Here is a 24,118-nt window from a genome sequence, read left to right on the forward strand (position 1 = left end):
AGGTGGCAAGGTAGGCCGCTTTTCACCCCGTCGGGCTAGGCTCAATCTCATCTGTTACTTAGCCTTTCTCAAAGGCGTCACGTTGTATTGCTCTCCACGCTCCAGCGCTACCAGCAGGTCGGCCCACTGGCTAAGCGCAGCCTTCCTTTCATCGAAATACTGATGCCGGTTATAGATACTCTCGACACCTTTAATACGGTGGTTAAGGCAGCGCTCTGCTACGACCGGATCACATCCCAGCGCAGCAAGATGTGTGCGCGCCGTGCGGCGGAAATCGTGAATGGTGAAGTTGGGAACATCGGCCATTTCAGCACGTACCTTTGCTAGAGCAACCGGCAAAGTACTTTCCTGAATATGGGGGATCATGCGGTTTTGCATCTTTCTGGCGGGCAGCACCCATTTGCTATTGCAGGAAAAGGTGTGAAGCTCTTTCAGCCAAGCTAACGCTGGCGGCGGTAACGGGATGTCTATCGCATCACCGTTCTTGGTGCGCTCGGCCGGCAGGTGCCATACCCCTTCTTCTAAATCGAACTCAACCCACTGGGCAGCGCATAGCTCCATCTTCCTGACACACAGCGCCAGCAGTAGCTTAAAGGTGAGTTCATTCTGGCGGCTGAAGCCTTTTGCCGTTCGCATGGCATCAAACAGCTTTATTAGCTCATCACGACTTAACCAGCGGTCGCGGCTAACCTCTTTGCCACCAGCGTCAGATATCTCAAAGGCAGAGCAGGGGTTAACTTCCAGAGTGTGGCGCTTGATGCCGTAATCAAATATGCGGCGAGTCCAGCGCAGAACATCAGTGGCTATAGTTGGGGCGCCGCGGTCAACAATCCCTTTTAGCATGTCATCAATATGGCGAGGCTTAACATCCTCAACCTTCATATTGCCGATGCAAGGGTTTATGTCTTTATCTATACGGCGGCGCAATATATCGGGATGCTTCCAACGTGGCAGGATCTGACGCTCGAAGTATTCAGCAGCCAGCTGTGATACACGCATTGCGTTCTTCTCTGCGTCAATCTTTGCCAACGCATCAGCTTTGCGTTGCTGTTTCTCTCCGGCCACGTCATAACCCAGCGCCACCCGCGCGGAAAGCTCCTTAACCGTTTCCCTTGCCTTAGCCAGCGAAAGCTCAGCATATGAGCCAATAAGCATTGCCCGTGCTTTACCAGATAATTTATAGCGGAAGCGCCAGACGGGCGTTTGATAATTCTCGCGGTACGACAGATAAAGTCCATTGCCGTCCGATCTCCCTTCAAACCTCTCGCCGGATTTAATCCATGCGCGTATCTGTGCGTCAGTAAGTTTTGGCATCGCTGAATCCAGTGCTGATTAGTGGTGTACACCCACAGAATTTAATTTAACGCTGTGGGTACACCAAGGTGTACATCATAATCATGCGCTTTCATGCGTCGTTATGCTAGCTCTTGATAACAAAAAGCCCGGCTATGTGCGGGCCTTGCTGATGCTCTGCTGCTTAGTGATTTTTAGTGCGTCGTTACTCTATATTCTGAATCTGCTCGCGCATCTGCTCAATCAGCACCTTCAGCTCAATGGCTGCAGCGGTGATATCTGCATTGATCGATTTAGAGGCTAAGGTGTTCGACTCGCGGTTAAACTCCTGCATCATAAAGTCGAGGCGACGGCCGACCGCTTCCTTCTTCTTCAGGATGTTGTAGGTCTCTTTAACATGCGCGTCGAGGCGATCCAGCTCTTCCGCCACGTCAACGCGCTGGGCCATCATGACCAGCTCCTGCTCCAGACGATTATTCTCCAGCTGAACTTCCGCCTCTTCCAGCCGGGTCACCAGGCGTTCGCGCTGCCATTTCAGCACGTCCGGCATCTGCGCACGTACTTTGCTGACTTCCTGCGACACGCCGGCAAGACGCTGCTCAATCAGACTCTTCAGCGCGTTACCTTCACTTTCACGCGCTTCGATAAAGTCATCCAGCGCGCCATCCAGCGCCGTCAGCAATTCGGCATTAATGGCGTCCAGATCCTGCTCCGGTGCTGACATTACGCCCGGCCAGCGCAGAATATCCAGCGGATTGATGGCACCCTCATCGCTCTGCATTTTTACCCAGTTGGCGGCCTGCACCAGCTGTTTTGCCAGCGCTTCGTTCAGTTGCAGCTCGCCCTGCGCACCCGGATCGGCATCGAAACGCAGATGGCACTCAATTTTGCCGCGCGTCAGGCGGGTGCGGATGCGCTCGCGGATCACCGGCTCCAGGCCGCGGAACTGTTCCGGCAGGCGAATATAGGTTTCCAGATAGCGCTGGTTCACCGAGCGCAGTTCCCAGGTCGCGCTGCCCCAGCTGCCTTTGGCTTCGCGACGGGCGTAAGCGGTCATACTGCGGATCATAAGCTTGTACTCTTTCAGGGAATGTTCTGCGCATTATAGCGGCGTGCGGTGCGGCGGGATAGGGATAGCAAAACGCTGCTATGTTTAGAGCAGGCCCACTGATCCTGAGCGAGCATATTACCCGGCGATGATGATGTCCGATCTGTTTCGTACTGCGTATAAATCTGTTTGCAGCTTTGTGGCACTGCTGCTGCTGGCCGGATGCCAGACTGCACCCGCGCGCCTGCAGCCGATCCCGCAGCACAACGCACCGGTGGCGCTGTGTGGTGCCGGAGAGATGATGATGCAGACCACGCTGTGGCTGAGTGCAGTACCGGAGCGGGAATGGCAGCCGTTTCTGCGTGAGGAGCTGATGCCGCACTTTGGCGATACGCTGACAAGCTATGACGCCACAGGAAAGGGAGAAGCGCGCCGGGTTGTGGTGCTGCTCTATCCGCCAGATGTCGCCTTTTCTGCCGTGATTGAGCGCGCGCGCGACCGGTATCGTACGCGCTTTAACGCCAAAACAACCACCCGCATCGATACGCTGGTCTGCGCTGCTGTCCGCTGAGCAGAAAGAGAATCGTCGATCTGCCCCACGCGCGCGGGACAGCTGCGGCTGAAATCCGTATAATGCGCAGCCAAACTCAAGCAAGCCGGAGAGAACCTATGCGTCCTGCAGGCCGTAGCACTTCTGAAGTGCGCCCCGTTACCCTTACCCGTCACTACACCAGACACGCCGAAGGCTCGGTTCTGGTTGAATTTGGTGAAACCAAAGTGCTCTGCACCGCGACCGTCGAAGAAGGCGTGCCGCGTTTCCTTAAGGGTAAAGGTCAGGGCTGGGTAACCGCAGAATATGGCATGCTGCCGCGTTCAACCCACAGCCGCATGGCGCGCGAAGCGGCCAAAGGCAAGCAGGGTGGCCGTACGCTGGAGATCCAGCGTCTGATTGCCCGCTCGCTGCGTGCTGCGGTCGACCTCGCCGCGCTGGGTGAATACACCATCACGCTGGATTGCGATGTAATTCAGGCGGACGGCGGCACGCGTACCGCGTCAATCACCGGCGCCTGCGTGGCGCTGGCGGATGCGCTGAATGCGCTGGTTGCCGCAGGTAAACTGAAGAGCAGCCCGCTGAAAGGCATGGTAGCCGCTATCTCCGTCGGTATCGTTGGCAGCGAGGCGCTGTGCGATCTGGAGTATGTTGAAGATTCCGCAGCGGAAACGGATATGAACGTGGTGATGATGGAAGATGGCCGCATGATTGAGGTGCAGGGTACCGCAGAAGGCGAGCCGTTCAGCCACGAGGAGCTGTTAACACTGCTGGCGCTGGCGCGAGGCGGGATTGAACAGTTGATTCAGGCGCAGAAGGCTGCGCTATCCAGTTGATGTACTAAGGCGACCTCCGGGTCGCCTTTTCTTTATTTGAGGAGTGAGAGATGAAAGCCTGGCAGCGTCAGTTTATTGAATTTGCCCTGAATAAAGGGGTGCTGAAATTTGGTGAGTTTACCCTGAAGTCGGGACGAAAAAGCCCCTACTTTTTTAATGCCGGCCTGTTTAACAGCGGACGCGATCTGGCCCTGCTGGGGCGTTTCTATGCGCAGGCGCTGGTTGACGGCGGTGTCAGTTTCGACCTGCTGTTTGGCCCGGCGTATAAAGGTATTCCCATCGCCACGACCACCGCTGTAGCGCTGGCCGACCATCACGATCGCGACGTGCCCTACTGCTTTAACCGTAAAGAAGCAAAAGATCACGGTGAAGGCGGTTTGCTGGTGGGCAGTCCGCTGGAAGGCAAAGTGATGCTGGTTGATGATGTGATCACCGCCGGTACGGCGATTCGCGAATCGATGGAGATTATCAGCGCGCATCATGCCACGCTGGCTGGCGTCCTGATTTCACTCGATCGCCAGGAGCGCGGGCGCGGGGAGATATCAGCGATTCAGGAAGTCGAGCGCGACTATCACTGTACGGTCACCGCCATTATTACCCTGAGCGATCTGATTGATTATCTGGCTGAGAAGCCGGAGATGGCAGACCATCTGGCGAAGGTCCGCGCTTACCGTAACGAATACGGTATCTGAAACCGCACTGCGGCCGCCATCAGTGACGGCCGCAGCAGGCGCGCTGGTACACGCCTGGCCCGGCAGGCAAGAGATTAAATCAGCTGCGCGGCTATCAGCGGCCAGCGGCTGTCAAACTCCGCGGTCGGACTGTAGCGAAACTCAGAACGGACAAAGCGCGACAGCAGGCCTTCACAAAACGCCAGCAGCTGGCTGGCCAGCAGGGCTTCATCTGTCCGGAATCCCTCTCCGTCGCGGATTTTCTTTTCGCGCATCACCTGACGCATCTGCGTTTCAATGCGCTCAAACAGCTGGTTAATACGTCCCTGCAGGCGATCCTGTTCAAACATCAGCGCGTGGCCGGTCAGAATACGCGTCAGCCCCGGATTACGCTCACCAAATCCCAGGATAAGCTGCACAATCAGACGCAATCGTGTCGTGGTCTCTTTTTCGTCATTCAGGATCAGATTGATGCGGGTAATCAGACTCTCTTCGATAAACTCAATCAGACTGTCAAACATCCGTGTTTTACTGGGGAAGTGGCGGTAGAGGGCCGCCTCGGAAACGCCTACGTTAGCGGCCAGCCGGGCGGTGGTAATTCGCTGGGTGCCATCCCCTGACTCCAGCATCTGCGCCAGCGTCTGCAAAATCTCTTCGCGACGGTTCCTTTTCGCGACTTTTTTCTCTGCCATGACCTTCAACACCCCTGAAATTCATTAAATACAGGCAATACCTGCCTGTCTGCCGCAGGTAATTACCTGCAGCGACATGCGTTAACAAGATGGCTAAATGAAGAGTGGTAACTTACTGACGGCCAGAGTGGCCAAAACCGCCTGCACCGCGATCGCTGGTATCAAAATCTTCGACCAGGTTAAATTCCGCCTGTACCACCGGCACAAACACCAGCTGCGCCAGACGATCGCCCGGCTGCAGGGTAAAGTGCTCCTGACCGCGGTTCCAGACTGAAACCATAAGCTGTCCCTGGTAGTCAGAATCGATCAGGCCGACCAGATTACCGAGCACGATACCGTGCTTGTGACCCAGGCCGGAGCGCGGCAGGATCACCGCGGCCAGCGTCGGGTCAGCGATATGGATGGCGAGGCCGGTCGGCACCAGGGTAGTCATACCTGGCGCGATCTCCAGCGCCTCATCAAGGCAGGCGCGTAAGTCGAGACCTGCAGAGCCAGAGGTGGCGTAAGCGGGCAGCGGAAAGTCGCTGCCAACGCGCGCATCAAGAATTTTAACGTCTATTTTTTTCATCATAACGGCTGACTATCTCGTCTATTAACTGTTGGCCAAGGAGCGACTTATCGCTGAGCGGTAAGCGTTTTTCTCCCTCCTGCCAGAAAAGGTGAAGCGCATTGGTGTCGCTGTTGAAACCCTGACCCGCCTGCGCGACATCGTTAGCGCAAATCAGATCCAGATTTTTCCGTACGCGTTTTTGCCGCGCGTATTCTTCCACATTCCGGGTTTCGGCGGCAAATCCCACTACGTAGGGACGATTTTCCTGCAGTGCCGCCACGCCGGCGACAATATCCGGGTTCTTCACCAGCTGCAGCGTGACGTTATTGTCGTCACCCTGTTTTTTCATTTTTTCAGCTGCAACGGTTGCCGCGCGATAGTCCGCCACGGCGGCACTGGCAATAAAGATATGCTGCTGGCCGATCTGCGCCATCACCGCCGCCTGCATCTCCAGCGCGGTTGTCACGTCGATACGCTGCACGCCGGCGGGGGCGGCCAGCGTGACCGGACCGGAGACCAGCGTGACGCGGGCACCGCGTCGGGCCGCGGCGGCTGCTATCGCGTAGCCCATTTTGCCTGAGCTGTGGTTGCTGATATAGCGCACCGGATCCAGCGCTTCGCGGGTCGGACCCGCGGTAATCATGATACTGAGATGCTGCAGATCGCGGACTGGCTCGGCCCACTGAAGCGCATGTGCCACAATCGCCAGCGGATCGAGCATACGGCCTGGTCCTGTGTCACCGCACGCCTGGCTGCCGCTATCCGGTCCCCAGATCATGACGCCGCGCTGCTGCAGGCGCTGCAGGTTCTCCTGCGTGATGGCGGCGCGGTACATCTGCTGATTCATCGCCGGTACCAGCGCCAGCGGCGCGTCGCTGGCGAGACAGGCGGTAGTTACCAGATCGTTGGCCATCCCGGCGGTAATGCGGGCGATTAAATCAGCCGAGGCGGGAGCCAGTACAATCAGGTCAGCCCATTTAGCCAGCTCAATATGACCCATCGCGGCTTCGGCAGCGGGATCGAGCAGGTCATCAAACACCGGATAGCCGGAGACCGCCTGCAGGCTGAGCGGGGTAATAAAGGCCCGGGCTGCGGAGGTCATCATTACGCGCACCTCGGCGCCGCGATCGCGCAGACGTCGCACCAGCTCCGGCGCTTTATAGGCAGCGATACCGCCGCTGACGCCCAGCAGAATTTTTTTCCCGGCTAATCCAGTCATGTTGTTTGCCTCTACTTAACGCATGATGCCGCGCCCGGCGCAGCAGACAGGCCAACTTTATCATAAAACCGTCCGGCCGCCTGTTCACCGACCGTGCCCTTTGCGAGGCATCTCTGAAAAGAGAAATGCAGTACTGGCATCGCTGACCGCCAGCGCGCATTCTGATCCTCCGCCACAGGGAGTAGCGTAATGAAGAAACTGGCACCACGGGAAAAACTGATACAGGCGGGCGCAGAGTCGCTGGATGATGCCGAACTGCTGGCGATTTTTCTGCGCACCGGTACGCACGGCATCAGCGTTATGGCGCTGGCGCGGCAGATGCTCAATGAGTTTGGCTCACTGTATCGCATCATGACCGCCAGCGAGCGAGAACTGAGCCTGATTAAAGGCGTTGGCCGGGCAAAGCTGACCCAGCTGCACGCGATAGCCGAGCTGGGACGGCGTTTTTTTGCCAGCCAGCTGGCGCGTGAAAATGTGATGGAGAATCCGCAGGTCACACGTCACTATCTGCAAAGCGTACTGGCCCATGAGAAGCGGGAAATTTTCATGGTGCTGTTTCTTGATAACCAGCATCGGGTACTGCAGGCACAGAAGATGTTTTCCGGCTCAATCAGCAGCGTGGAGGTTCATCCGCGCGAAATTGTGCGGGAAGCGCTGAAAATCAACGCCGCAGCGGTGATTCTGGCGCACAATCACCCTTCGGGACACGCCGATCCGAGCCGCGCCGATCGGGAAATTACCACCAAAATTGCTCAGGCGTGCGCGCTGCTGAGTATTCGCCTGCTGGACCATCTGGTGATCGGTCACGGCGAGTTTACCTCATTCGCTGAGCGCGGCTGGCTATAGTTTTACGCCTCAATCGGGCAGAAATACGGCGTTTTTGCGCGATCCGGAGGGATCTTTATCTGTTCGGGACTTGAGCACTTGAGCTGAGCGGCGTATACTACGCCACCTTTGAGAATCTCGGGTTTGGCGTTTGGGCCAGCTTAGCGGGTTCACATGGAACTCGCCTGGCGGGCTAAGGCCTGACGAGGCGGCCAAAACCTATGTTTTTAAAGCTCGAGCTGATTTGATTTTTGGAGAATAGAAATGTCACGAGTCTGCCAGGTAACTGGAAAGCGTCCGGTGACCGGTAACAACCGTTCCCACGCAATGAACGCGACGAAACGCCGTTTCCTGCCGAACCTGCACTCTCACCGTTTCTGGGTTGAGAGCGAGAAGCGCTTCGTTACTCTGCGTGTATCTGCTAAAGGTATGCGTGTTATTGATAAAAAGGGCATCGATACGGTTCTGGCCGAAATCCGCGCCCGTGGTGAGAAGTACTAAGGAACTGAATCATGGCTAAAGGTATTCGTGAGAAGATCAAGCTGGTTTCCTCTGCTGGTACAGGTCACTTCTATACCACCACGAAGAACAAGCGTACTAAACCTGAGAAACTGGAACTGAAAAAGTTCGATCCGGTTGTACGTCAGCACGTGATCTACAAAGAAGCCAAAATTAAGTAATTTTGGTGTTCTTGCGAAAAACCCGGCTCCGGCCGGGTTTTTTGTTTGTGCGCTATGTCAACACGTTGAGGAGATGCGATGCCTGAATTACCTGAGGTAGAAACCAGCCGACGCGGTATTGAGCCACACCTGGTGGGGGAAACCATTCTGCACGCTATTGTGCGCAATGGGCGCCTGCGCTGGCCAGTTTCCAGTGAAATCCACGCGCTGAGCGATCAGCCGGTCCTGAGCGTGCAGCGGCGGGCAAAGTATCTGCTGCTGGAGCTGCCTCATGGCTGGATCATCATTCATCTCGGCATGTCCGGCAGCCTGCGCATTCTGCCCGGTGAACAGCCGGCAGAAAAGCATGACCATGTCGATCTGGTCATGAGTAACGGCAAAGTGCTGCGCTATACCGACCCGCGACGTTTTGGTGCGTGGCTCTGGAGCGCCGATCCGGCGGGCAGCAGCGTGCTGGCCCATCTTGGACCGGAGCCGCTCAGCGACGCCTTCAGCAGCGACTATCTGTTTACCCGCTCGCGCGGCAAGCGTACCGCCATCAAGCAGTGGCTGATGGACAATAAGATTGTGGTCGGGGTGGGCAATATTTACGCCAGTGAGTCGCTGTTTACCGCCGGTATACTGCCGGATCGGGCGGCGGGAAGCCTGAGCGAGGCGGAAGCGACGCTGCTGGTGGACACGATAAAAGCGGTGCTGCTGCGCTCTATTGAGCAGGGAGGCACCACGCTGCGCGATTTTCTACAGACTGACGGGAAGCCAGGCTATTTTGCTCAGCAGCTGCAGGTCTATGGCCGCGCTGGCGAACCCTGCCGCGCCTGCGGCACGCCGATCCTCAGCGGCCGGCATGGACAGCGCAGCACCTTCTGGTGTCCGCACTGTCAGCACTGATCACGGCTGCTGCAGTCTGGCCAGCAGCGCCTGATGAATGACGGCAGGCAGGAATGCCTGCACGTCACCGCCGTGACGCGCCACCTCTTTTACCAGCGACGACGACACAAATGAGAAGCCCTGCGACGGCAGCAGAAATACCGTTTCCAGCGCGGGCAGCAGATGGCGGTTCATCTGTGCCAGCTGTGATTCGTACTCAAAATCAGCCACCGCCCGCACGCCGCGTACCAGTACGTTCGCCTGCTGCGTCCGGGCAAAATCAGCCATCAGCTCATTAAAGCCCACGACCTCAACGTTAGTCAGATGCGCGGTGGCCTGACGCGCTAAATCGACGCGTTCGTCCAGCGTAAACAGCGGTTTCTTACCGGGGCTGGCAGCAATCGCCACGACCAGACGATCAAACATGCGGGCCGCGCGCGTGACGATATCAAGGTGTCCGAGCGTCATCGGGTCAAACGTGCCGGGATATATCGCTTTCGTACTCATACGCGGCCTTGTGCAGAAGTATGGTGCAGCGCCCAGAGCGCGGCATATTTATTGAACGTATACTGCGCGTTAACCACTGCCAGGATCCAGCCCTGTTTTCCGTCCAGAAAGCCGGCGCGCAGCAGCAGTGTTTTGGCAAACGCCCCCAGCGTATGGGAGAAAATGGCGAACAGGCCGCAGCGCTTGCCGCGCTGAAAGCGCTCCTGCGCCCAGGCTTCGGCATAGTTCATCTGCTTACGCTGAAACGCGATCAGATCGCGGCAGGTGAGGTGCGCCAGATCGCCAGGCAGCGTCACCACGGGCGCGCCCTGCGTCTCCAGCGACTCATGCACCAGATTGTCGTTATAGCTGAGGTGGCGCGGATAGAGGCGCATTACGCGATCCGGATACCAGCCGCTGTGACGCATAAAACGGCCGAGGAAAAAATTGCTGCGGCTAAGGCTATAAACCGTGGCAGAAGGCGGCTGGCACAGCACCTGCTCAATGGAGCGGCGCAGCGCCGGAGTCACGCGCTCGTCAGCATCCAGCATCAGGATCATCTCTCCGGTAGCGAATGCCTGCGCGCGCTGGCGCTGTTTGCCATAGCCTGCCCACGGCAGCGCTTCATAAACCTGCGCGCCCTGCGCCCGGGCAATCTCTGCGGTGGCGTCACTGCTACCCGAATCAAGCAGGATGATTTCATCAGCCCAGGCAACAGATGCCAGCGCGTCAGGCAGCAGTTCAGCTTCATTCCGGGCGATCATCACGACCGAAAGACGTTGGCGTTGTGACATAAATTAGTGTGCTCGCGGTGGCAGGTGAGGCTCCAGCAGCTGCAGCAGGCGCTGCAGCGCGCCCTGATTCTGATGCAAAACCTCAACGGCGTGACGGCCATAATAGCGACGATAGTCATCATCCTGCAGCAGATTGGCGACCTCTTTCTCCAGCGCAGCGGCGTCACTGATCGTGATCAGCCCCTCTGCCTGCTGCAATTTGGCGCAGATATCTTTGAAGTTCCAGGTGTGCGGCCCCATCAACACCGGGATGGCATGAGCAGCAGGCTCAAGCGGGTTATGACCGCCGCGTTCAACCAAACTGCCGCCGACAAAAGCGAGATCGGCAATGCCATACAGCAGCATCAGTTCACCCATGGTGTCGCCAATCACGACCTGTGTGGTGGCGGAAGGAACCGCACCGCTGCTGCGCAGCATAAACGTAAAGCCGCGTTTTTGCGTCAGATGGCACGCATCCTTAAAGCGTTCAGGATGACGCGGCACCAGGATCAGCAGCAGATCGGGAAACTGCTGCAGCAGCTGGCGGTGGGCATCCAGCACGATGGCTTCTTCACCTTCGTGCGTGCTGGTGGCAATCCACACCGGACGGCGCGATGCCCACTGACGCCGCAGCGTAACGGCCCTGGCTGCCAGCTCTGGCGTAACGGAGATATCAAATTTCAGGCTGCCGGTGACCGCCAGGTGCGACCGTTTCAGGCCCAGGCTGAGAAAGCGGTCGCCATCTTCGCTGTTCTGCGCCGCGATCAGCGTGATGCTCTGCAGCAGATCGCGCATAAAGCCACCCAGCTTTTTATAGCCGCGGGCGGAACGCTCAGAGAGACGGGCGTTGGCGATGACCAGCGGAATCTCGCGCTGGTGCAGGATGCGAATGATATTTGGCCACAGCTCGGTTTCCATAATGATCACCAGACGCGGATCAACCGTATCCAGAAACCGGTTGATGGCACCGGGCAGATCGTACGGCAGGTAAACATGGTGTACATCTTTACCAAATGCCGACTGCGCGCGCTCTGAGCCAGTGGGCGTCATGGTGGTCACGGTGATGGGCAGTGACGGATAGCGATGGCGCAGCGCCCGCACCAGCGGTACCGCAGCCAGCGTTTCACCTACCGATACTGAATGCAGCACGATACCGTGCGGCTCCACCTTGCCGGTGCAGTAGCCATATCGCTCAGCCCAGCGTTTACGGTAGGCCGGCGCTTTGCGACCGCGCAGCCACAGGCGCAGCCAGATAAATGGCTGAATCAGATAGAGCAGGGCGGTATACAGGGTCGTCATAGTTATCGTTACGACATATTCGCGTCAAAAAACCGGAGAAAGGCGGCATACTATCAGAAATTCACCGCCTGCTCACATCACTTCGTCAGCGCGGGTTCAGCACGCGCTGGTAGAGCGAGGTCAGCGCATTGGCCAGCCGCTCAGGCCCGTAAGGTTCCACCCGGCGGCGGGCAGCGGCGCCCATCCGAGCGTCGTCTGACAGTGCAGGCACCGCCAGCACGGCCTCTTTTAACGCGTGGATATCCAGCGCGTCGCAGACAAAGCCCTCTTCACCCTGGCGGATAAACTCGGCTCCGCCGCAGCCGGTGCTGGTGATCACCGCCAGTCCGCAGGCCATGGCTTCCAGAACCACATTCGGAAACGGATCGTACAGCGTTGGCAGCAGCAGCGCATCGGCGGCGTGATAGAACGGCTGCACATCCTGCTGAACGCCGGCAAAGCGCAGGCGATCAAGACAGTTAAGCTGGTTTGCCAGCTGCTGATAGCGCGACAGCTGTTTATCCTGACCGACCACAATCAGATAGCGATCGGTTTGCGCCACCGCTTCAATTGCTGCTTTCAGCCCTTTGCGCTCAAACCCGGAACCGACGTAGATCATTACGTGCGCATCCTGCGGCAGCCGCAGCTGATGGCGCGCCGCATGGCGCAGGCTGGGTGTCGCGGGCTGAAAGCGTTTGCTGTCGATGGCATTGTGGATCACGTGAATATTGCCGGCATCCAGCGTGAAGTAGCGCAGGATATCCCGCTTCACCATCTCAGAGTTGCAGATCACCGCTTTGAGCGACGGATCGTTAAACATCTCCGCTTCAGCCTGCAGCACATAGCGATGGTAGGGGCTGAGCGCTACACTCAGACGCTGCCACGGGGAAACAATGCGCGCCCGCTGCTCTAACCAGACCCGATGTACACCGTCGCCGGCACGAAAAATGTCGCACCCGGCGATGCGCTCGTGACTCTGAACAAGGTCAAACTGTTCCCGCTCCCAGCAGGCGCGCGCTGCACGTGCAAAACCGCGCTCGCGAGAGATGCGGCCAAACTTTGCCGGGTTGCAGATATGCAGATGCCAGGCGGGATTGGGCGTGCCCTGCCAGCTGCGGGTAATGATATTGAGATCCAGCTGCTCGCTATCCAGCGCCTCCAGCGCGCGTGAAATAAAGCGTTCGGCTCCGCCGTCCGGGCGATATTTCTGCCGGACGATAGCCAGACGTATTTTATTCATGCAAATAGCTCCTTGCGGCGGTTAGCACATCGGCGACCGGAATGGCGGAAAGATAGCGCTGCTCCGTGCGGGTATCGATCGAATCGGGCGACGGCAGCGGCGCATAATCACCTGCCCAGATCACCCGGTTATTATTGCCCCATGGGCGCCAGTGCTGCAGCTTCGTCGGCCCGAACAGCGCCAGGCAGGGCGTATCCAGCGCCGCTGCCATATGCATCGGCGCAGAGTCGACACCAATAAAGAGCTGCGCCGCATCAATCAGCGCGGCCAGCTGCGGCAGCGACAGCTGGCCGGCAAGGGATACCACGCGTGAGGTGGAGCAGAGCGACTGAATATGCGCTATCATCGCCAGCTCTTTTTTATCCGGTGCTGCCGTCAGCACCAGGGTATGCCCTTCATCAGAGAGCGCCGCGATCAGCTGCGCCATCTTTTCATCGTCCCAGCATTTAAATACCCAGCGCGACGTAGGCTGCAGCACAATAAATGGCCCGGCGATCTGCTGCTGCGCCAGCAAAGCATCTACTTTCTGCCGATCGGCTTCGCTGAAATGCATCGATGCGACTGCATTTGTTACGTCGATTCCGAGCGGAGCCAGCGCGCTCATATTCTGTTCAACCGTATGCAGCTGATGATGCCGGGTGGTGGAGACGCGCTGATTGTGGCACCAGCGCCAGAGGGCGTTGTCGCGTTTGCGATAGGCAAAGCCAATGCGCACCGCAGCACCTGACAGGCCGGTAATGATGGCGCTGCGCCACTGGTCGGCGAGGTTGATCACCAGATCGTAGCGGCAGGCGCGAACGGCGGAGAGGAGCGCCAGTTCATGGCGCAGTTTCTGCAGGCTGCCCTCTTTTTTCCAGCTGCGATCGATAATATGCAGCTGGCGAATTGCCGGATGCGCTTCCAGCATCGGCCGGGTTTCTTTATAGAGCAGCACATCGATATGTGCATCAGGGTAACGCACGCGCAGCGCATTGATGACAGGCGTTGTCAGCAGCATGTCACCATGATGGCGCAGTTTGATCACTAAAATAGATTGTGGGGTGAACCGGGCTGGAATCGGGCTTGCCATACTTATTGATCTCAGGATTCAGTGAGCCGATTGTAGGGCAAACCCGAAAGGGGTTAAAGCGAGCAGTGGTGCTTATTTCTGGCGCCAGCGATAAATGCGGTTCAGCCACAGCAGCAGCTGATACCACTGTTTCAGGCCACGCGCATTGCGCAGCATACGTTTATGCGTGCCTGTACTGAACAGATCCGCCAGCATCGCCTGCCGCGCATCCGCTTCAGGCTCGCGCCGGATAGCGTGACAGACGCTGAGCGCTTCATGCGTGATCTGGTAGTGAAACATCGGATAAATGCGGATATGACGGCGATAACGCTGGTTCAGCTCTTCCAGCATGCGCGCAATTTTCAGGTAGTGACGCTGATACTCTACATTGCGCTGGCCGGTGCGTTTGCGGTTGCTGATGGAAGCGTCATGCATGTAGTAGCGATAGAGCACACGATCGGTATAGCGCACGCGCGTGGCGTTAAACATAAATTCCGTGGTCCAGGGAATATCCTGATGATGCAGCCCCGGCTCAAACAGCAGATTGCAGCGCGTAATCAGCTCACGGCGATAGATGCCGAGCCAGACAACATGCATGTAACGCCGCGTCCTGAGAGCAGTATTCAACCACTCGGGGCCGCTCAGCACAGCGGTGCTGGTGAGACGATCGTGAGGAATAAGCGGTCTGGTACGCTGGCTCGCTTTGAAATACCACTCGGCGTTGCACTGTGCCGCATCAAGTCCATCACGCTCTGCCATTTCTGTCAGCGTCTGGTACATCGTCGCATCCATGGTGTCATCGGCGTCGGGAAAGCTGACGTACTTACCGCGCGCGATCGCCAGGCCGGCATTTCGCGCCCGGGACACGCCGCCGTTGGCCTGATGGATCACACGGATATGCGGATAGCGTGCAGCGTAAGCGTCTGCCTGCTCGCCGGAGCCGTCAGTTGAGCCATCATCGACGATGATAATCTCAAGATCGGTCAGCGTCTGGGCTAACAGCGCCTGGAGGCAGGCAGCAAACTCAGTACCGGCATTGAACATCGGAATGATAAGGCTGAGTAATGGCGTGGAATGTTCTGGCTGGGCTGTCATGAGGTCATTTCATTGTTTCGACGCGCCAGACGCTGCTGCTGTCGGGTGCGAATAAAATCGTGGATATCACTCAGCTTACGCTGATCCAGGTTGAAAAGCTGTTCAACCGGATGCGCGAATTTATATTGCGCATCAAATACAAAAGAAGAGGGCGCGATATGGTCAGGACCAATCAACAGTACATCGCCCAGCGGCCTCTGCTCTTCTACACAGCAGGGACCATAAATCAGAATCACCGGTACCTGCTGTGCATCAGCGATGTACACATTGCCGGAATCGGAGGCGATATAGAAATCCATTTCGCCGATAACGGCCGGTAGCGCTTCCAGCGACACTTTCCCCACCAGACTGATCAGGTTGTCGCGATGCCCCGCTGTTTTGAATAGCTCCTGAACGCGCGACTGTTCATTTGGCGCACCAAAAGCAAAAAAGGTGCAGTGAAGGTCGCTCAGGTGGTCAAACAAACGCTGCCAGATAGCGGGCGGAATGGTTTTGGCCTGATTACCGGCGGTCACACTGATACCGATACGCGTTCCCGCGCACGCTGTGATCTCTGGGGGCAGTGAATCAGGCTGCCATAGCGGCAGCGTCGCGTGTTTGGGGTAACTCTCTTTAGTGAAAGAGCGATCGGCGAGCTTCAGATAGTTTTCCAGCGTCAGCGTATTTTTTTCATGCTGTACTTCGCCGCTTGCGGTGTAATAGAAGAGGTTCTGATACCCCTTGCGGCGATAGCTGGACAGAAACTGCTTATTATCCGCATTGCAGCAGGCGGCAATAAACAGATTCAGGTTGGTCGGGTGCAGCAGATAAATATTGTCGTAGCGATTAAGCAAATGCCAGACCAATTTGAGCTTTTTAAGCAGGCCGGAACGATACTCTTCGATATACCAGATGTGTTCAAGGGTAGCGTCATTGCTGGCGAGCGGCGCAACGCTTCTGCTCAGCAGCGCATCGCTTTTCCCGAGGTGCGTGAGCAGCGGAGTGATATTAATAAAATCGCCAATTTTGGCGGTCTGAATGACCAGATTTTTTCCGCTACGCGTCCGGAACAGCTTCATCACCCATTTAATCGGGCAGAAAATGATAAATATAATAATGTAGGTCAAGCAATTATCCCCATATTCTGGCCGCATCCCACCGGGGATTTCTTAATTCGAAACATGGCGTGCCGTTGAAAATGATGTTTCTGTTACAGGATCCAGCTGCAGATATTGCTGACAAATAGTAGCCAGACTATAAATGCTCAAATCGAGGTGCTGTAAATCGGGGGGGCTGGTATACACATCGCGCATTTTTTCTGCCAGCGACGCGGCGTTCAGATCGGCCAGACAGCGGGAGAGCGGGCCGGTCAGGATCTCAGCCGGGCCACCGGGGCAGCGTGTACTGACTACCGCCGTGCCGCAATGTAAAGCCTCAACCAGCACGTTGCCAAACCCTTCGCTATCTGAACTCACCACCAGCATCTGAGCATGGCGGATCCACGGATAAGGGTTTTGCTGAAAGCCTTCAAAACGGACACGCTCTGAAATGCCCAAATCTCGCGCCTGCTGGCGTAACGCTTCCAGGAGTTTCGTGCTGCCCTGACCCAGCAACACCAGGGGAGCCATTATGCCGCTCCGCGCATAGGCGTCGAGCAAGCGGTCCTGACGTTTTGCCTCATGAATGCGTCCTACGTGGACAAGGTAATTCTGGCCGGCCAGCGGGCAGGACGCGGCCGCCAGTTCGTCGAGCCGATCAAAGTCGAAAGGATTGAAAATAACGCGGGTCAGGTGTGGCCTGACGCCGACATTCTTTATCAGATCATCGATAACATACTGTGACACGCCGACCAGCTGACGCCCCTGATAGACATAACGTATTTTTAGCTGCTTTAACCAGCGGGAAAAACCTGTTTTACGTCCCAGATAGGAGGCAGAAAAGACGCCGTGCAGGCAGTACCAGGTTTTAGCTGCATCAAGCGATCGGGCTCGCCTGACAATGCGATCGGTTTTGTGCAAATGGGAAAAGATTAAACTGAACTTGCCGTTCAGCGCTTCACTCTGGCGTACCGCCTCATCAAGCAAGCGCGCACGACGTACGGTTTCTGTCATTTTTCGCCACGGGCGGGCGCTGTGATCGCACACCACCTGATAATCCACGCCTGCAGGGATAGGGTAATCGCATATTTTTCGCAGAGAGAAAATCGAGACACGATGTCCCAGGGAAATAAAACCCTCAGCCAGCGTTAAGACGACTTTTTCGGCGCCGCCGCCGGGCAAACCATCGATCACCATTAAAATGCGTTTCGACAAATTATCTACCTCTGCCTGCCTGTCAGCCTGGTGGTGAAACTAAGCTATTATCTTTCCGATATGAGTACGTTTATCGGCAAATGAACCAATGCTGTAAAAAGTCTGCCATAACTGCGCGCGGTAAGCAGCTAAAGATAATCCGGTCTGCTTTTTATTCGCGCTATTCTGGTTTACCCGGAGCGCTGTTCCCTGACCCGGTCAGCAGCGCTGGAAAAGTTTGCGCCTGCCACAGGCGGTGCGTACCATAGTGACGATAACAGTGAAATATACCGGACAAGTTATGGAAAAGCCTGCCTTTTTAATTACCCTGGATACGGAAGGCGATAACCTGTGGCGCAACCGCAGCGGAAAGGTGACAACGCATAACGTCAGCTTCCTGCCCCGCTTTCAGAGGCTGTGCGAAAAGTATGGCTTCAAACCCACCTGGCTGACGAATTACGAAATGGCGAGCGATCCTGCCTATGTGGAGTTCGGGCAGGATTTACTGGCCCGCGGACAGGGGGAGATCGGTATGCATCTTCACGCCTGGTATAGCCCGCCGGAATATAAACTGACGCAGGATGACTGGCGTTATCAGCCCTATCTGATTGAGTACCCTGAGTCTGTTTTACGCGATAAGGTCGCCTTTATGACGGCGTTGCTGGAGGATGCATTTCAGCAAAAAATGACCAGTCATCGCGCCGGCCGCTGGGCTTTTAACGAAGTTTATGCGCAGGCTTTAATCGATAACGGCTATCTGGTTGACTGCTCCGTCACGCCACGAGTCAGCTGGCGTAATTCATCCGGCGCCCCGCAGGGGAGCGGAGGAACCGACTATAGCCACTTCCCCGATCGCGCTTACTATATAGACACCAGCGATATCTCAAAGCCGGGTAACAGTTCGCTGCTGGAGTTGCCCATGAGCATTCAGTATCGCTACGGCGCGATGACCAACCAGTTTAAAAAGGCGTGGAATCAGCTGCGCGGCAAGCCGCGCGGCCCTTCAGTTAACTGGCTGCGCCCGACCGGCGGCAACCTGAATGAAATGAAAAAGGTTGCTGCGCAGACACTCAATCAGGGCAGTGATTACATCGAGTTTATGCTGCACTCCTCTGAATTCATGCCAGATGGCAGCCCCACGTTTAAAACGGAGGCGGACATCGACAGGCTGTACGACGATCTGGAGCAGCTCTTTATCTGGCTACAGCCACGGGTACAGGGAATGACGCTGACAGAGTATGCCTTGCATAAAAAAGCTCATGCACGCTGATGCGTTTCAGATTTGCGCTTTCTGAACCGGCTGTTCAGGTATGAGAAGAGTGTATCGACCTGAGGAAAGCGCAGCTGCAGATATTTTTTTGTCCTGCAGTTGCCCTTGCAGATTATTGCCGCTGCGCGGAACAGCGTGATGGCAGAGCGTTCATAATAGTAATAGCCGTAGATGATTTTCGACATACTCTTTATTTCTTTAAAGCAGTCCATCAGCATATAGGATGCCAGGCGCTGACGGGAATTATCTTTATCTTTTGCCCAGGCAAGCATTTTCTGCATGGCAAAGGTCAGATCATCGATATCGCTTTTTCTGACATTGCGCGTAATACCGCTTTTGTTATCGCGGTAAAAATAGAGCGTATTGTCCAGATGCGTAATCTTATCTGTCCTGAAATAGAGGAAAGGCGTAAAGATAACATCTTCGTAGCGCCTGCCTGATGCGAAACTTTCATCGCTCAGCAGAGCGCGACGGTAAACCCGGTTCCACAGATGCCACATCGATTTTTGAAAGAGGGGTTCAAGACAATTTACCCCCTGAGTCTGAAAATCGTAGGCGATACGTTTTACATTGACGTTTTCCGTCTCATCAGGCGGCTGATGTTCAAAGCGCTGATAGTTAAAGTCGATTAAATCATCATTATCAGCCAGCAGCAGCGGCCTGATAACCGCAATATAGTGCCTGCTGACAATATCGTCTGCATCAATAAATGTGACAAATTTTCCCTGAGCATGCTGCAGGCCGATGTTGCGGGTTTCAGCAATACCAAAATTCTCTTGCTGCAGAAATCGTACCGTCTCGTGCTGTTGTACCTGCAAAAAATCTTTTATCACTCTGACTGAGTTATCTGTTGAGCCATCGTCGATGATGATAACTTCAATGTCAGATTCAAGTTGCGTAAACAGCGATCGCAGGCAGGGAAGAATAAACTCCCCCGCATTAAAGCAGGGGATAATGATGCTTAAAACAGGCGGGGTCGATTTTGTCATTAATTTTTTTCCTGATGATGCGGGCCTTTCATCATGGAGAAAGCGAATATAATTGTCAGGCAGTAGATCAGCGTACATTCTGTACTAAAGAAAATCACATCACTTAGCCCATAACCAATCAATGCCAGCGCCAGCGTCAGCAAAAGCGCATTGCCGCCGCGCCTGAATGCATAAACCAGCAACATAATATAGAAGTTCACCAGTGCCAGCGCGCCGGCGATACCTTTTATCGAAAAGGTTTCCAGCACTTCGTTATGCATATGAACCGTCAGGTAGGGTAAGGCGCCATAAAGTTGTGGCTGCTGCTGAATGATCTTTCTGGCCAGCAGAGCCCGCTGTTCGGCTGACTGGCCCGCAGGTGACTCGGTGCCGGTTTGCAGAGCAATAATCTGCATACTCAGGCGGGAGACAACTGAGTTCTCACCGCGATTTTTATGCATATCTGCAATATTTTGCTGAAACTCATCGATGCGATTAGCAATCTTTTCTTTGAATATCAGCGAGCCAGCAATAAACAGCGCTGGAATAATGACAAAAAGTGCGACTTTATATCTTCTGCTGATAACATTTTTTGAAAATAAGACAAGTATCAGGGCCAGTACGGGAAAAAGAAGCATTGCCGCACGCGTGCCGGTCAGAATAATGGCAAGATAGCTAAACAGAAAGGCTGCGGGAAAAAGGAAAAGCTTAAGTTTGTTTTTCTGCAACAGAATCGCTTTGAGAAATAGTAAATTGACAGCGCTGATAATATAGGCAGCCATGGTAGCCCGATCAAAGTTCAGCTCAACGCGGCGAAGATGCAGCCAGACACCCTGATAGATGGCGTAGGCATTAACTGCCAGGCCAGTCAGCAGTGCGGCAAGGATGGCTTTTTGGCGCAAATCGCTTTTGTCATTTAAAACAAAGAAAAGAATAAATGCGCCCGATATCTGCAAGCGGCCTGTTGACTGATACTGACGATAGAGGCTGATAAAATCGCCAGGCTGTTTATAGACCGCGGTCCAGATGATACTGGCGATACCCACCAGCAACATAGCTACAGGCAAAGCGATATTTATTCGCAATTTAGCGTAATATAAGACATGAGTAGCTATGACAATAAAAGCAATATAGCTGGTTATATAAAATACGTTGCGGCCAAAGCTGCCACCAAAGGGTGCTGTAAGCAGCGCAGTTGCGCATCCAAAAAATATCAGGGTACTTATTGCTGAGTGAGGAGCTTCACGCCTTGCCAGGTAATTACTGATTTGCATTTTTTATATTCGCAATCTCGGTTAAAGAACTCTCTATTTCATGTCTGAAATACGCATAGTCAAAGTGCTTCATAGTCCAGCTTTTAGCGTTTTCACTGTATGTCTGATAGTTCTCTTTTTGTATCAGAAATTCAAACGCATCAGCACAATCGATATGAGAAAGCAGCATCGGTTCTGTCATGTCATCTTTTATCGGGTCATATACCTGATAAGGGAAATTGACGTCAATTCCCGTAAGCTGCTGATGTTCACTCAAAGAAACTTTTGGTGCTAAGCCGACGCCGCAAATTTTGTCTGCAATCACTTCAGGCTGACCGTCGACAAAAGGAAAAATGACAGGTACGCCAAAATAGAGTGCTTCCATACAGGAGAGCCCAAAAGGCTCGGTCACCGGCGTGCTCATGTAAATATCAACGCGATTGAAAAATTCGGCAATATTATGCTGAAAGCCACTGAACCTGACACGCTCTGCTATGCCAAGCCGCTGCGCTAAATCTTCAAATGCTTCGCGGTCAGGGCCTTTGCCGGCAACTTCAAGCGTGACATTATGCCCGCGCGTTAACAGCTCTTTCATCATCAGAAGCGAAACGGAGATCCCTTTCAGACCCACCTGACGTGATGCCGTTCCGATTCTGACTGGCTGGCTAAGCTGCCGCACTGCAGGATCTATTCCCTGGGGCGTAACGAGACGGTTAATTACGACTTTATGCAGGCAGGGCAGATTAAAACGGTGCTGCATTACGCTGGACGACGCCCGTGAGGCGGAAATAACCCCATCCAGCATGGCCATAAATGCAAGCGTTTTACCGTTCTTTGGATAACGCCAGGAACAGCCGTGATCGTAATAAACCAGTTTTGCCTTGCGGGGTTTAGCGGTAAGCCGGGGAACCAGATCCCAGACGATAATCATATCGGCATTACTGGCATTTACGCGTTTTTGCAGCAGGTGCTTGCGCAGAAACTGCGGGCTTTTCAGACGAAAGCGCGGAAACAGCCGGTTAGCGAAGGTAACGTGCTGCCGGGGCATCTGCTGCAAAATATCCGGGTCGATCTGATTGCTGATGCAGATAACGTCATCGCTTCCGTCGGAGACGTCATTAATATACTGAAGGAACAGCCGCTCAACGCCGCCCATTTTACCTAAATTGATAATGTGCAGTTTCTTCATGCCAGCACCTGCTTTAATGTCTCCAGCACCCTATCCGGCATGATATCTGCCATGCTGTCACCCTGAACCGGGCGCAGCGCATGCTGGTTTCTGCCGTAACCGCCAATCAGCCCCGGATCGGTGGGACCGAACAGCGTAATATTGGGTCTGTCCAGCGCTGCGGTCAGATGGCTGAGCCCGGTGTCCACCGAAACCACTGCGCGCGCACCTGCCAGCTGCTGCGCCACCTGCTCCAGCGTCAGTTTTGGCAGGACTTCCACATGGGAAAAGCTCTCTGCCAGCCGCTGCGCGCGCTGCTGTTCATGTATTGCACCCCACGGCAGCCTGATTTGCAGGCCGGTGGGCTGCAGTAGCCTGATCAGCTCGCGCCAGTGCGCTTCCGGCCAGTGTTTATTGTCGCGGGTTGTGGCGTGCAGAAACACCAGCCAGCTGGGGGCTGCTTCGGTCCGGGGAGTCAGAAAATGTGCCGCGATGGCGTAATCGCCCTGGGTGGCAGGCTTTTCATAGCCCAGACTTTTCGCAAACAGCTCACGCGTGCGCTCAACGGCGTGCTGCTGCTTGCTGACCTCATGACGCCTGTCGTACCACCAGCTCGCAAAAGGCTCACGCGCGCTGCGGCTGTCCAGACCATGCTTCGTGCCGGTTGCCAGACGCGTCACCAGGGCTGCGCTTTTAATCAGGCCCTGTGCGTCAATAACCACATCATACTGGCGCGACTGCAAATTGCGCTTAAACGCGACGCGCTCTTCGCGCTGCTGACTGCCAAACCAGTGTTTGCGCCAGCGGCGGATCGCAACCGGCAGAACTTTATCTACGGCAGGATGCCAGCCGGGGATCTGAGCAAAATTTTCTTCCACTACCCAGTCAAAGCGGATACCTGGCAGCGCCTGCATGGCATCGGTAAGCGCGGGCAGCGTATGGAGAACATCTCCCATCGAAGAAGTTTTAACGATTAAAACGTGCATGTCTGCTCCTGCCCCGGCTGTAGCAGCGCGCTCAGGGTCTGATGCACGCGCGCAGGGGTAATGTCGATCAGGCTCTGATGATAACCCTCAGCGGCATCGCCTTTACGCACCTTGTGATAGCCGCTGATCAACCGGATAACGCGGGCCTGACGGGAAAGCGGCGGCGTGAAATCCGGGCTGCTCGGGCCATACAGCGCGACCAGCGGCCGGTTGAGCGCCGCCGCAATGTGCATCAGACCGGAATCGTTGCTGACCACGGCGCGACAGTGGGCGAGCAGGATCACTGCCTGCTCCAGCTGCGTCTCACCCGCCAGATTTTTGCCGTGCGCGCGCAACGGCTCAGGCAGCGCCTGCAGAATTGACTCGCCGGTATCGCGATCTTTGGCTGAGCCAAACAGCACAACCTGGTAGCCTTCTGCGATTAGCTGTTCTGCCAGGGCAGCATAGTGATAATGCGGCCAGCGTTTCGCCGGTCCAAACTCTGCTCCCGGACAAAAGCCGATAACCGGACGATCGGCGGAGAGGCCAAACTGCGCGGCCGTCATGCGCTTTTCGTCGTCCTCTACGCGCAGCTGCGGCCATAGCAGCGGCTGCGGCAGCTGCTGAGCAGAGGTCACCGGCGTGTCATACGCCAGCGCAACATAGCGCTCTACCATTAGCGGAAACGCCGCTTTGTCCAGCACCCGCACATCATTGAGCACGCCGTAACGCATTTCACCACGCCAGCCGGTGCGGCGCGGTATGCCGGCGAAAAAGGGAACCAGCGCCGATTTAAACGAATTTGGCAATACGTAAGCGCGATCGTAACCGCTGGCCTGCAGGGTTTTGCCGAGACGACGGCGTTCGCCCAGCGCCAGCGCGCCGTGCCCCAGCGGCATCGCCAGCGCCTGATTCACTTCCGGCATGCGTGACAGCAGCGGGCGGCACCACGCGGGTGCCATAACATCAATGACCGCATCAGGATGCGCCACCTTGAGAGTGCGATAGAGACTTTGCGACATCATCATATCGCCGACCCAGGAAGGGCCAATAACCAGAATTTTCATCGCTGA

26 protein-coding genes are annotated in these 24,118 nt (G+C 55.6%); 8 read left to right on the top strand and 18 right to left on the bottom strand.

Going from position 1 to position 24,118, the window contains the following annotated elements; genetic code table 11:
- Positions 1-54: 54 nt before the first annotated feature.
- Positions 55-1,314 carry a tyrosine-type recombinase/integrase gene (locus AC2CF9_RS15735; RefSeq protein ID WP_484557425.1) on the bottom strand — a complete coding sequence of 420 codons (1,260 nt, stop codon included), beginning with the start codon at positions 1,312-1,314 and terminating at the stop codon, positions 55-57.
- A gap of 184 nt (positions 1,315-1,498) precedes the next feature.
- Positions 1,499-2,362, bottom strand: a complete 864-nt coding sequence (locus tag AC2CF9_RS15740; RefSeq protein WP_150018413.1) for a YicC/YloC family endoribonuclease — start codon at positions 2,360-2,362, stop codon at positions 1,499-1,501.
- Between the two features lie 133 nt (positions 2,363-2,495).
- Here AC2CF9_RS15740 and AC2CF9_RS15745 point away from each other — a divergent pair, with 133 nt between their 5' ends.
- The 3 genes from AC2CF9_RS15745 (at position 2,496) to pyrE (ending at position 4,419) form a co-directional block, all read left to right on the top strand.
- Positions 2,496-2,912 (top strand): DUF3574 domain-containing protein, encoded by a 417-nt coding sequence (locus AC2CF9_RS15745; protein ID WP_484557426.1) that lies wholly within the window; start codon positions 2,496-2,498, stop codon positions 2,910-2,912.
- Between the two features lie 98 nt (positions 2,913-3,010).
- Positions 3,011-3,727: a ribonuclease PH gene (rph, locus tag AC2CF9_RS15750; protein WP_094111962.1), complete on the top strand. Its 717-nt coding sequence runs from the start codon at positions 3,011-3,013 to the stop codon at positions 3,725-3,727.
- 50 nt (positions 3,728-3,777) lie between these two features.
- Positions 3,778-4,419: an orotate phosphoribosyltransferase gene (gene pyrE, locus AC2CF9_RS15755; protein ID WP_150018411.1), complete on the top strand. Its 642-nt coding sequence runs from the start codon at positions 3,778-3,780 to the stop codon at positions 4,417-4,419.
- Between the two features lie 74 nt (positions 4,420-4,493).
- Here pyrE and slmA read toward each other — a convergent pair whose 3' ends face one another.
- The 3 genes from slmA to coaBC all read right to left on the bottom strand — a co-directional run bounded on the left by slmA (position 4,494) and on the right by coaBC (position 6,859).
- Positions 4,494-5,090, bottom strand: coding sequence for a nucleoid occlusion factor SlmA (gene slmA, locus AC2CF9_RS15760; RefSeq protein WP_094111963.1), 597 nt, complete (start codon positions 5,088-5,090; stop codon positions 4,494-4,496).
- Positions 5,091-5,202: 112 nt separating this feature from the next.
- Positions 5,203-5,661: a dUTP diphosphatase gene (gene dut / locus AC2CF9_RS15765; protein ID WP_039381277.1), complete on the bottom strand. Its 459-nt coding sequence runs from the start codon at positions 5,659-5,661 to the stop codon at positions 5,203-5,205.
- Complete coding sequence (gene coaBC, locus AC2CF9_RS15770) at positions 5,639-6,859, bottom strand: bifunctional phosphopantothenoylcysteine decarboxylase/phosphopantothenate--cysteine ligase CoaBC (RefSeq protein WP_484557427.1); 1,221 nt, start codon at positions 6,857-6,859, stop codon at positions 5,639-5,641. Before coaBC ends, dut begins: the two co-directional genes overlap by 23 nt.
- Positions 6,860-7,048: 189 nt before the next feature.
- Here coaBC and radC point away from each other — a divergent pair, with 189 nt between their 5' ends.
- From radC to mutM, 4 genes are all read left to right on the top strand, one after another.
- Positions 7,049-7,705, top strand: coding sequence for a RadC family protein (gene radC / locus AC2CF9_RS15775; protein ID WP_484557428.1), 657 nt, complete (start codon positions 7,049-7,051; stop codon positions 7,703-7,705).
- 243 nt (positions 7,706-7,948) lie between these two features.
- Entirely contained in the window at positions 7,949-8,185 is a 237-nt protein-coding gene (gene rpmB / locus AC2CF9_RS15780) for a 50S ribosomal protein L28 (RefSeq protein WP_010616494.1), read from the top strand.
- 11 nt (positions 8,186-8,196) lie between these two features.
- Positions 8,197-8,364: a 50S ribosomal protein L33 gene (gene rpmG / locus AC2CF9_RS15785; RefSeq protein ID WP_001051798.1), complete on the top strand. Its 168-nt coding sequence runs from the start codon at positions 8,197-8,199 to the stop codon at positions 8,362-8,364.
- Between the two features lie 78 nt (positions 8,365-8,442).
- Entirely contained in the window at positions 8,443-9,252 is an 810-nt protein-coding gene (gene mutM, locus AC2CF9_RS15790; protein ID WP_039381267.1) for a bifunctional DNA-formamidopyrimidine glycosylase/DNA-(apurinic or apyrimidinic site) lyase, read from the top strand.
- On the opposite strand, the gene coaD is transcribed toward mutM, so the two are convergent.
- The 8 genes from coaD to AC2CF9_RS15830 all read right to left on the bottom strand — a co-directional run bounded on the left by coaD (position 9,253) and on the right by AC2CF9_RS15830 (position 17,424).
- A complete protein-coding gene (coaD, locus tag AC2CF9_RS15795; protein WP_039381263.1) occupies positions 9,253-9,738 on the bottom strand; it encodes a pantetheine-phosphate adenylyltransferase in 486 nt (161 codons plus the stop codon).
- Complete coding sequence (locus AC2CF9_RS15800) at positions 9,735-10,511, bottom strand: glycosyltransferase family 2 protein (RefSeq protein ID WP_150018407.1); 777 nt, start codon at positions 10,509-10,511, stop codon at positions 9,735-9,737. Before AC2CF9_RS15800 ends, coaD begins: the two co-directional genes overlap by 4 nt.
- A 3-nt stretch (positions 10,512-10,514) precedes the next feature.
- Complete coding sequence (gene waaA / locus AC2CF9_RS15805) at positions 10,515-11,789, bottom strand: lipid IV(A) 3-deoxy-D-manno-octulosonic acid transferase (RefSeq protein WP_484557429.1); 1,275 nt, start codon at positions 11,787-11,789, stop codon at positions 10,515-10,517.
- 85 nt (positions 11,790-11,874) lie between these two features.
- Complete coding sequence (locus AC2CF9_RS15810; protein ID WP_484557430.1) at positions 11,875-13,008, bottom strand: glycosyltransferase family 4 protein; 1,134 nt, start codon at positions 13,006-13,008, stop codon at positions 11,875-11,877.
- A complete protein-coding gene (rfaQ, locus tag AC2CF9_RS15815; RefSeq protein WP_484557431.1) occupies positions 13,001-14,077 on the bottom strand; it encodes a putative lipopolysaccharide heptosyltransferase III in 1,077 nt (358 codons plus the stop codon). The genes AC2CF9_RS15810 and rfaQ overlap by 8 nt, the downstream gene beginning before the upstream one ends.
- A 72-nt stretch (positions 14,078-14,149) precedes the next feature.
- Positions 14,150-15,151, bottom strand: coding sequence for a glycosyltransferase (locus AC2CF9_RS15820; RefSeq protein WP_150018403.1), 1,002 nt, complete (start codon positions 15,149-15,151; stop codon positions 14,150-14,152).
- The gene (locus tag AC2CF9_RS15825) at positions 15,148-16,257 is read right to left on the bottom strand and encodes a glycosyltransferase family 9 protein (RefSeq protein WP_484557432.1); all 1,110 of its coding nucleotides are present in this window, start codon (positions 16,255-16,257) and stop codon (positions 15,148-15,150) included. Before AC2CF9_RS15825 ends, AC2CF9_RS15820 begins: the two co-directional genes overlap by 4 nt.
- A 42-nt stretch (positions 16,258-16,299) precedes the next feature.
- Positions 16,300-17,424: a glycosyltransferase gene (locus AC2CF9_RS15830; protein WP_484557459.1), complete on the bottom strand. Its 1,125-nt coding sequence runs from the start codon at positions 17,422-17,424 to the stop codon at positions 16,300-16,302.
- 298 nt (positions 17,425-17,722) lie between these two features.
- On the opposite strand from AC2CF9_RS15830, the gene AC2CF9_RS15835 reads away from it, so the two are divergent.
- Positions 17,723-18,691 carry a polysaccharide deacetylase family protein gene (locus AC2CF9_RS15835; RefSeq protein ID WP_484557433.1) on the top strand — a complete coding sequence of 323 codons (969 nt, stop codon included), beginning with the start codon at positions 17,723-17,725 and terminating at the stop codon, positions 18,689-18,691.
- Here AC2CF9_RS15835 and AC2CF9_RS15840 read toward each other — a convergent pair.
- Genes AC2CF9_RS15840 through rfaF form a run of 5 tightly spaced genes read right to left on the bottom strand, consistent with a single transcriptional unit; the run spans position 18,679 to position 24,112 of the window.
- Entirely contained in the window at positions 18,679-19,680 is a 1,002-nt protein-coding gene (locus AC2CF9_RS15840) for a glycosyltransferase family 2 protein (protein ID WP_484557434.1), read from the bottom strand. The genes AC2CF9_RS15835 and AC2CF9_RS15840 overlap by 13 nt on opposite strands.
- On the bottom strand, positions 19,680-20,933 hold the full coding sequence (locus tag AC2CF9_RS15845; protein WP_484557435.1) for an O-antigen ligase family protein: 1,254 nt from the start codon (positions 20,931-20,933) through the stop codon (positions 19,680-19,682). Before AC2CF9_RS15845 ends, AC2CF9_RS15840 begins: the two co-directional genes overlap by 1 nt.
- Positions 20,920-22,101, bottom strand: a complete 1,182-nt coding sequence (locus AC2CF9_RS15850) for a glycosyltransferase (RefSeq protein ID WP_150018398.1) — start codon at positions 22,099-22,101, stop codon at positions 20,920-20,922. Before AC2CF9_RS15850 ends, AC2CF9_RS15845 begins: the two co-directional genes overlap by 14 nt.
- The gene (rfaC, locus tag AC2CF9_RS15855) at positions 22,098-23,066 is read right to left on the bottom strand and encodes a lipopolysaccharide heptosyltransferase RfaC (protein ID WP_484557436.1); all 969 of its coding nucleotides are present in this window, start codon (positions 23,064-23,066) and stop codon (positions 22,098-22,100) included. Before rfaC ends, AC2CF9_RS15850 begins: the two co-directional genes overlap by 4 nt.
- Entirely contained in the window at positions 23,054-24,112 is a 1,059-nt protein-coding gene (gene rfaF / locus AC2CF9_RS15860) for an ADP-heptose--LPS heptosyltransferase RfaF (RefSeq protein WP_150018396.1), read from the bottom strand. The genes rfaC and rfaF overlap by 13 nt, the downstream gene beginning before the upstream one ends.
- Positions 24,113-24,118: the final 6 nt, after the last annotated feature.

The sequence above is a fragment of the Pantoea sp. SYBGC1 genome (genome assembly GCF_057197005.1).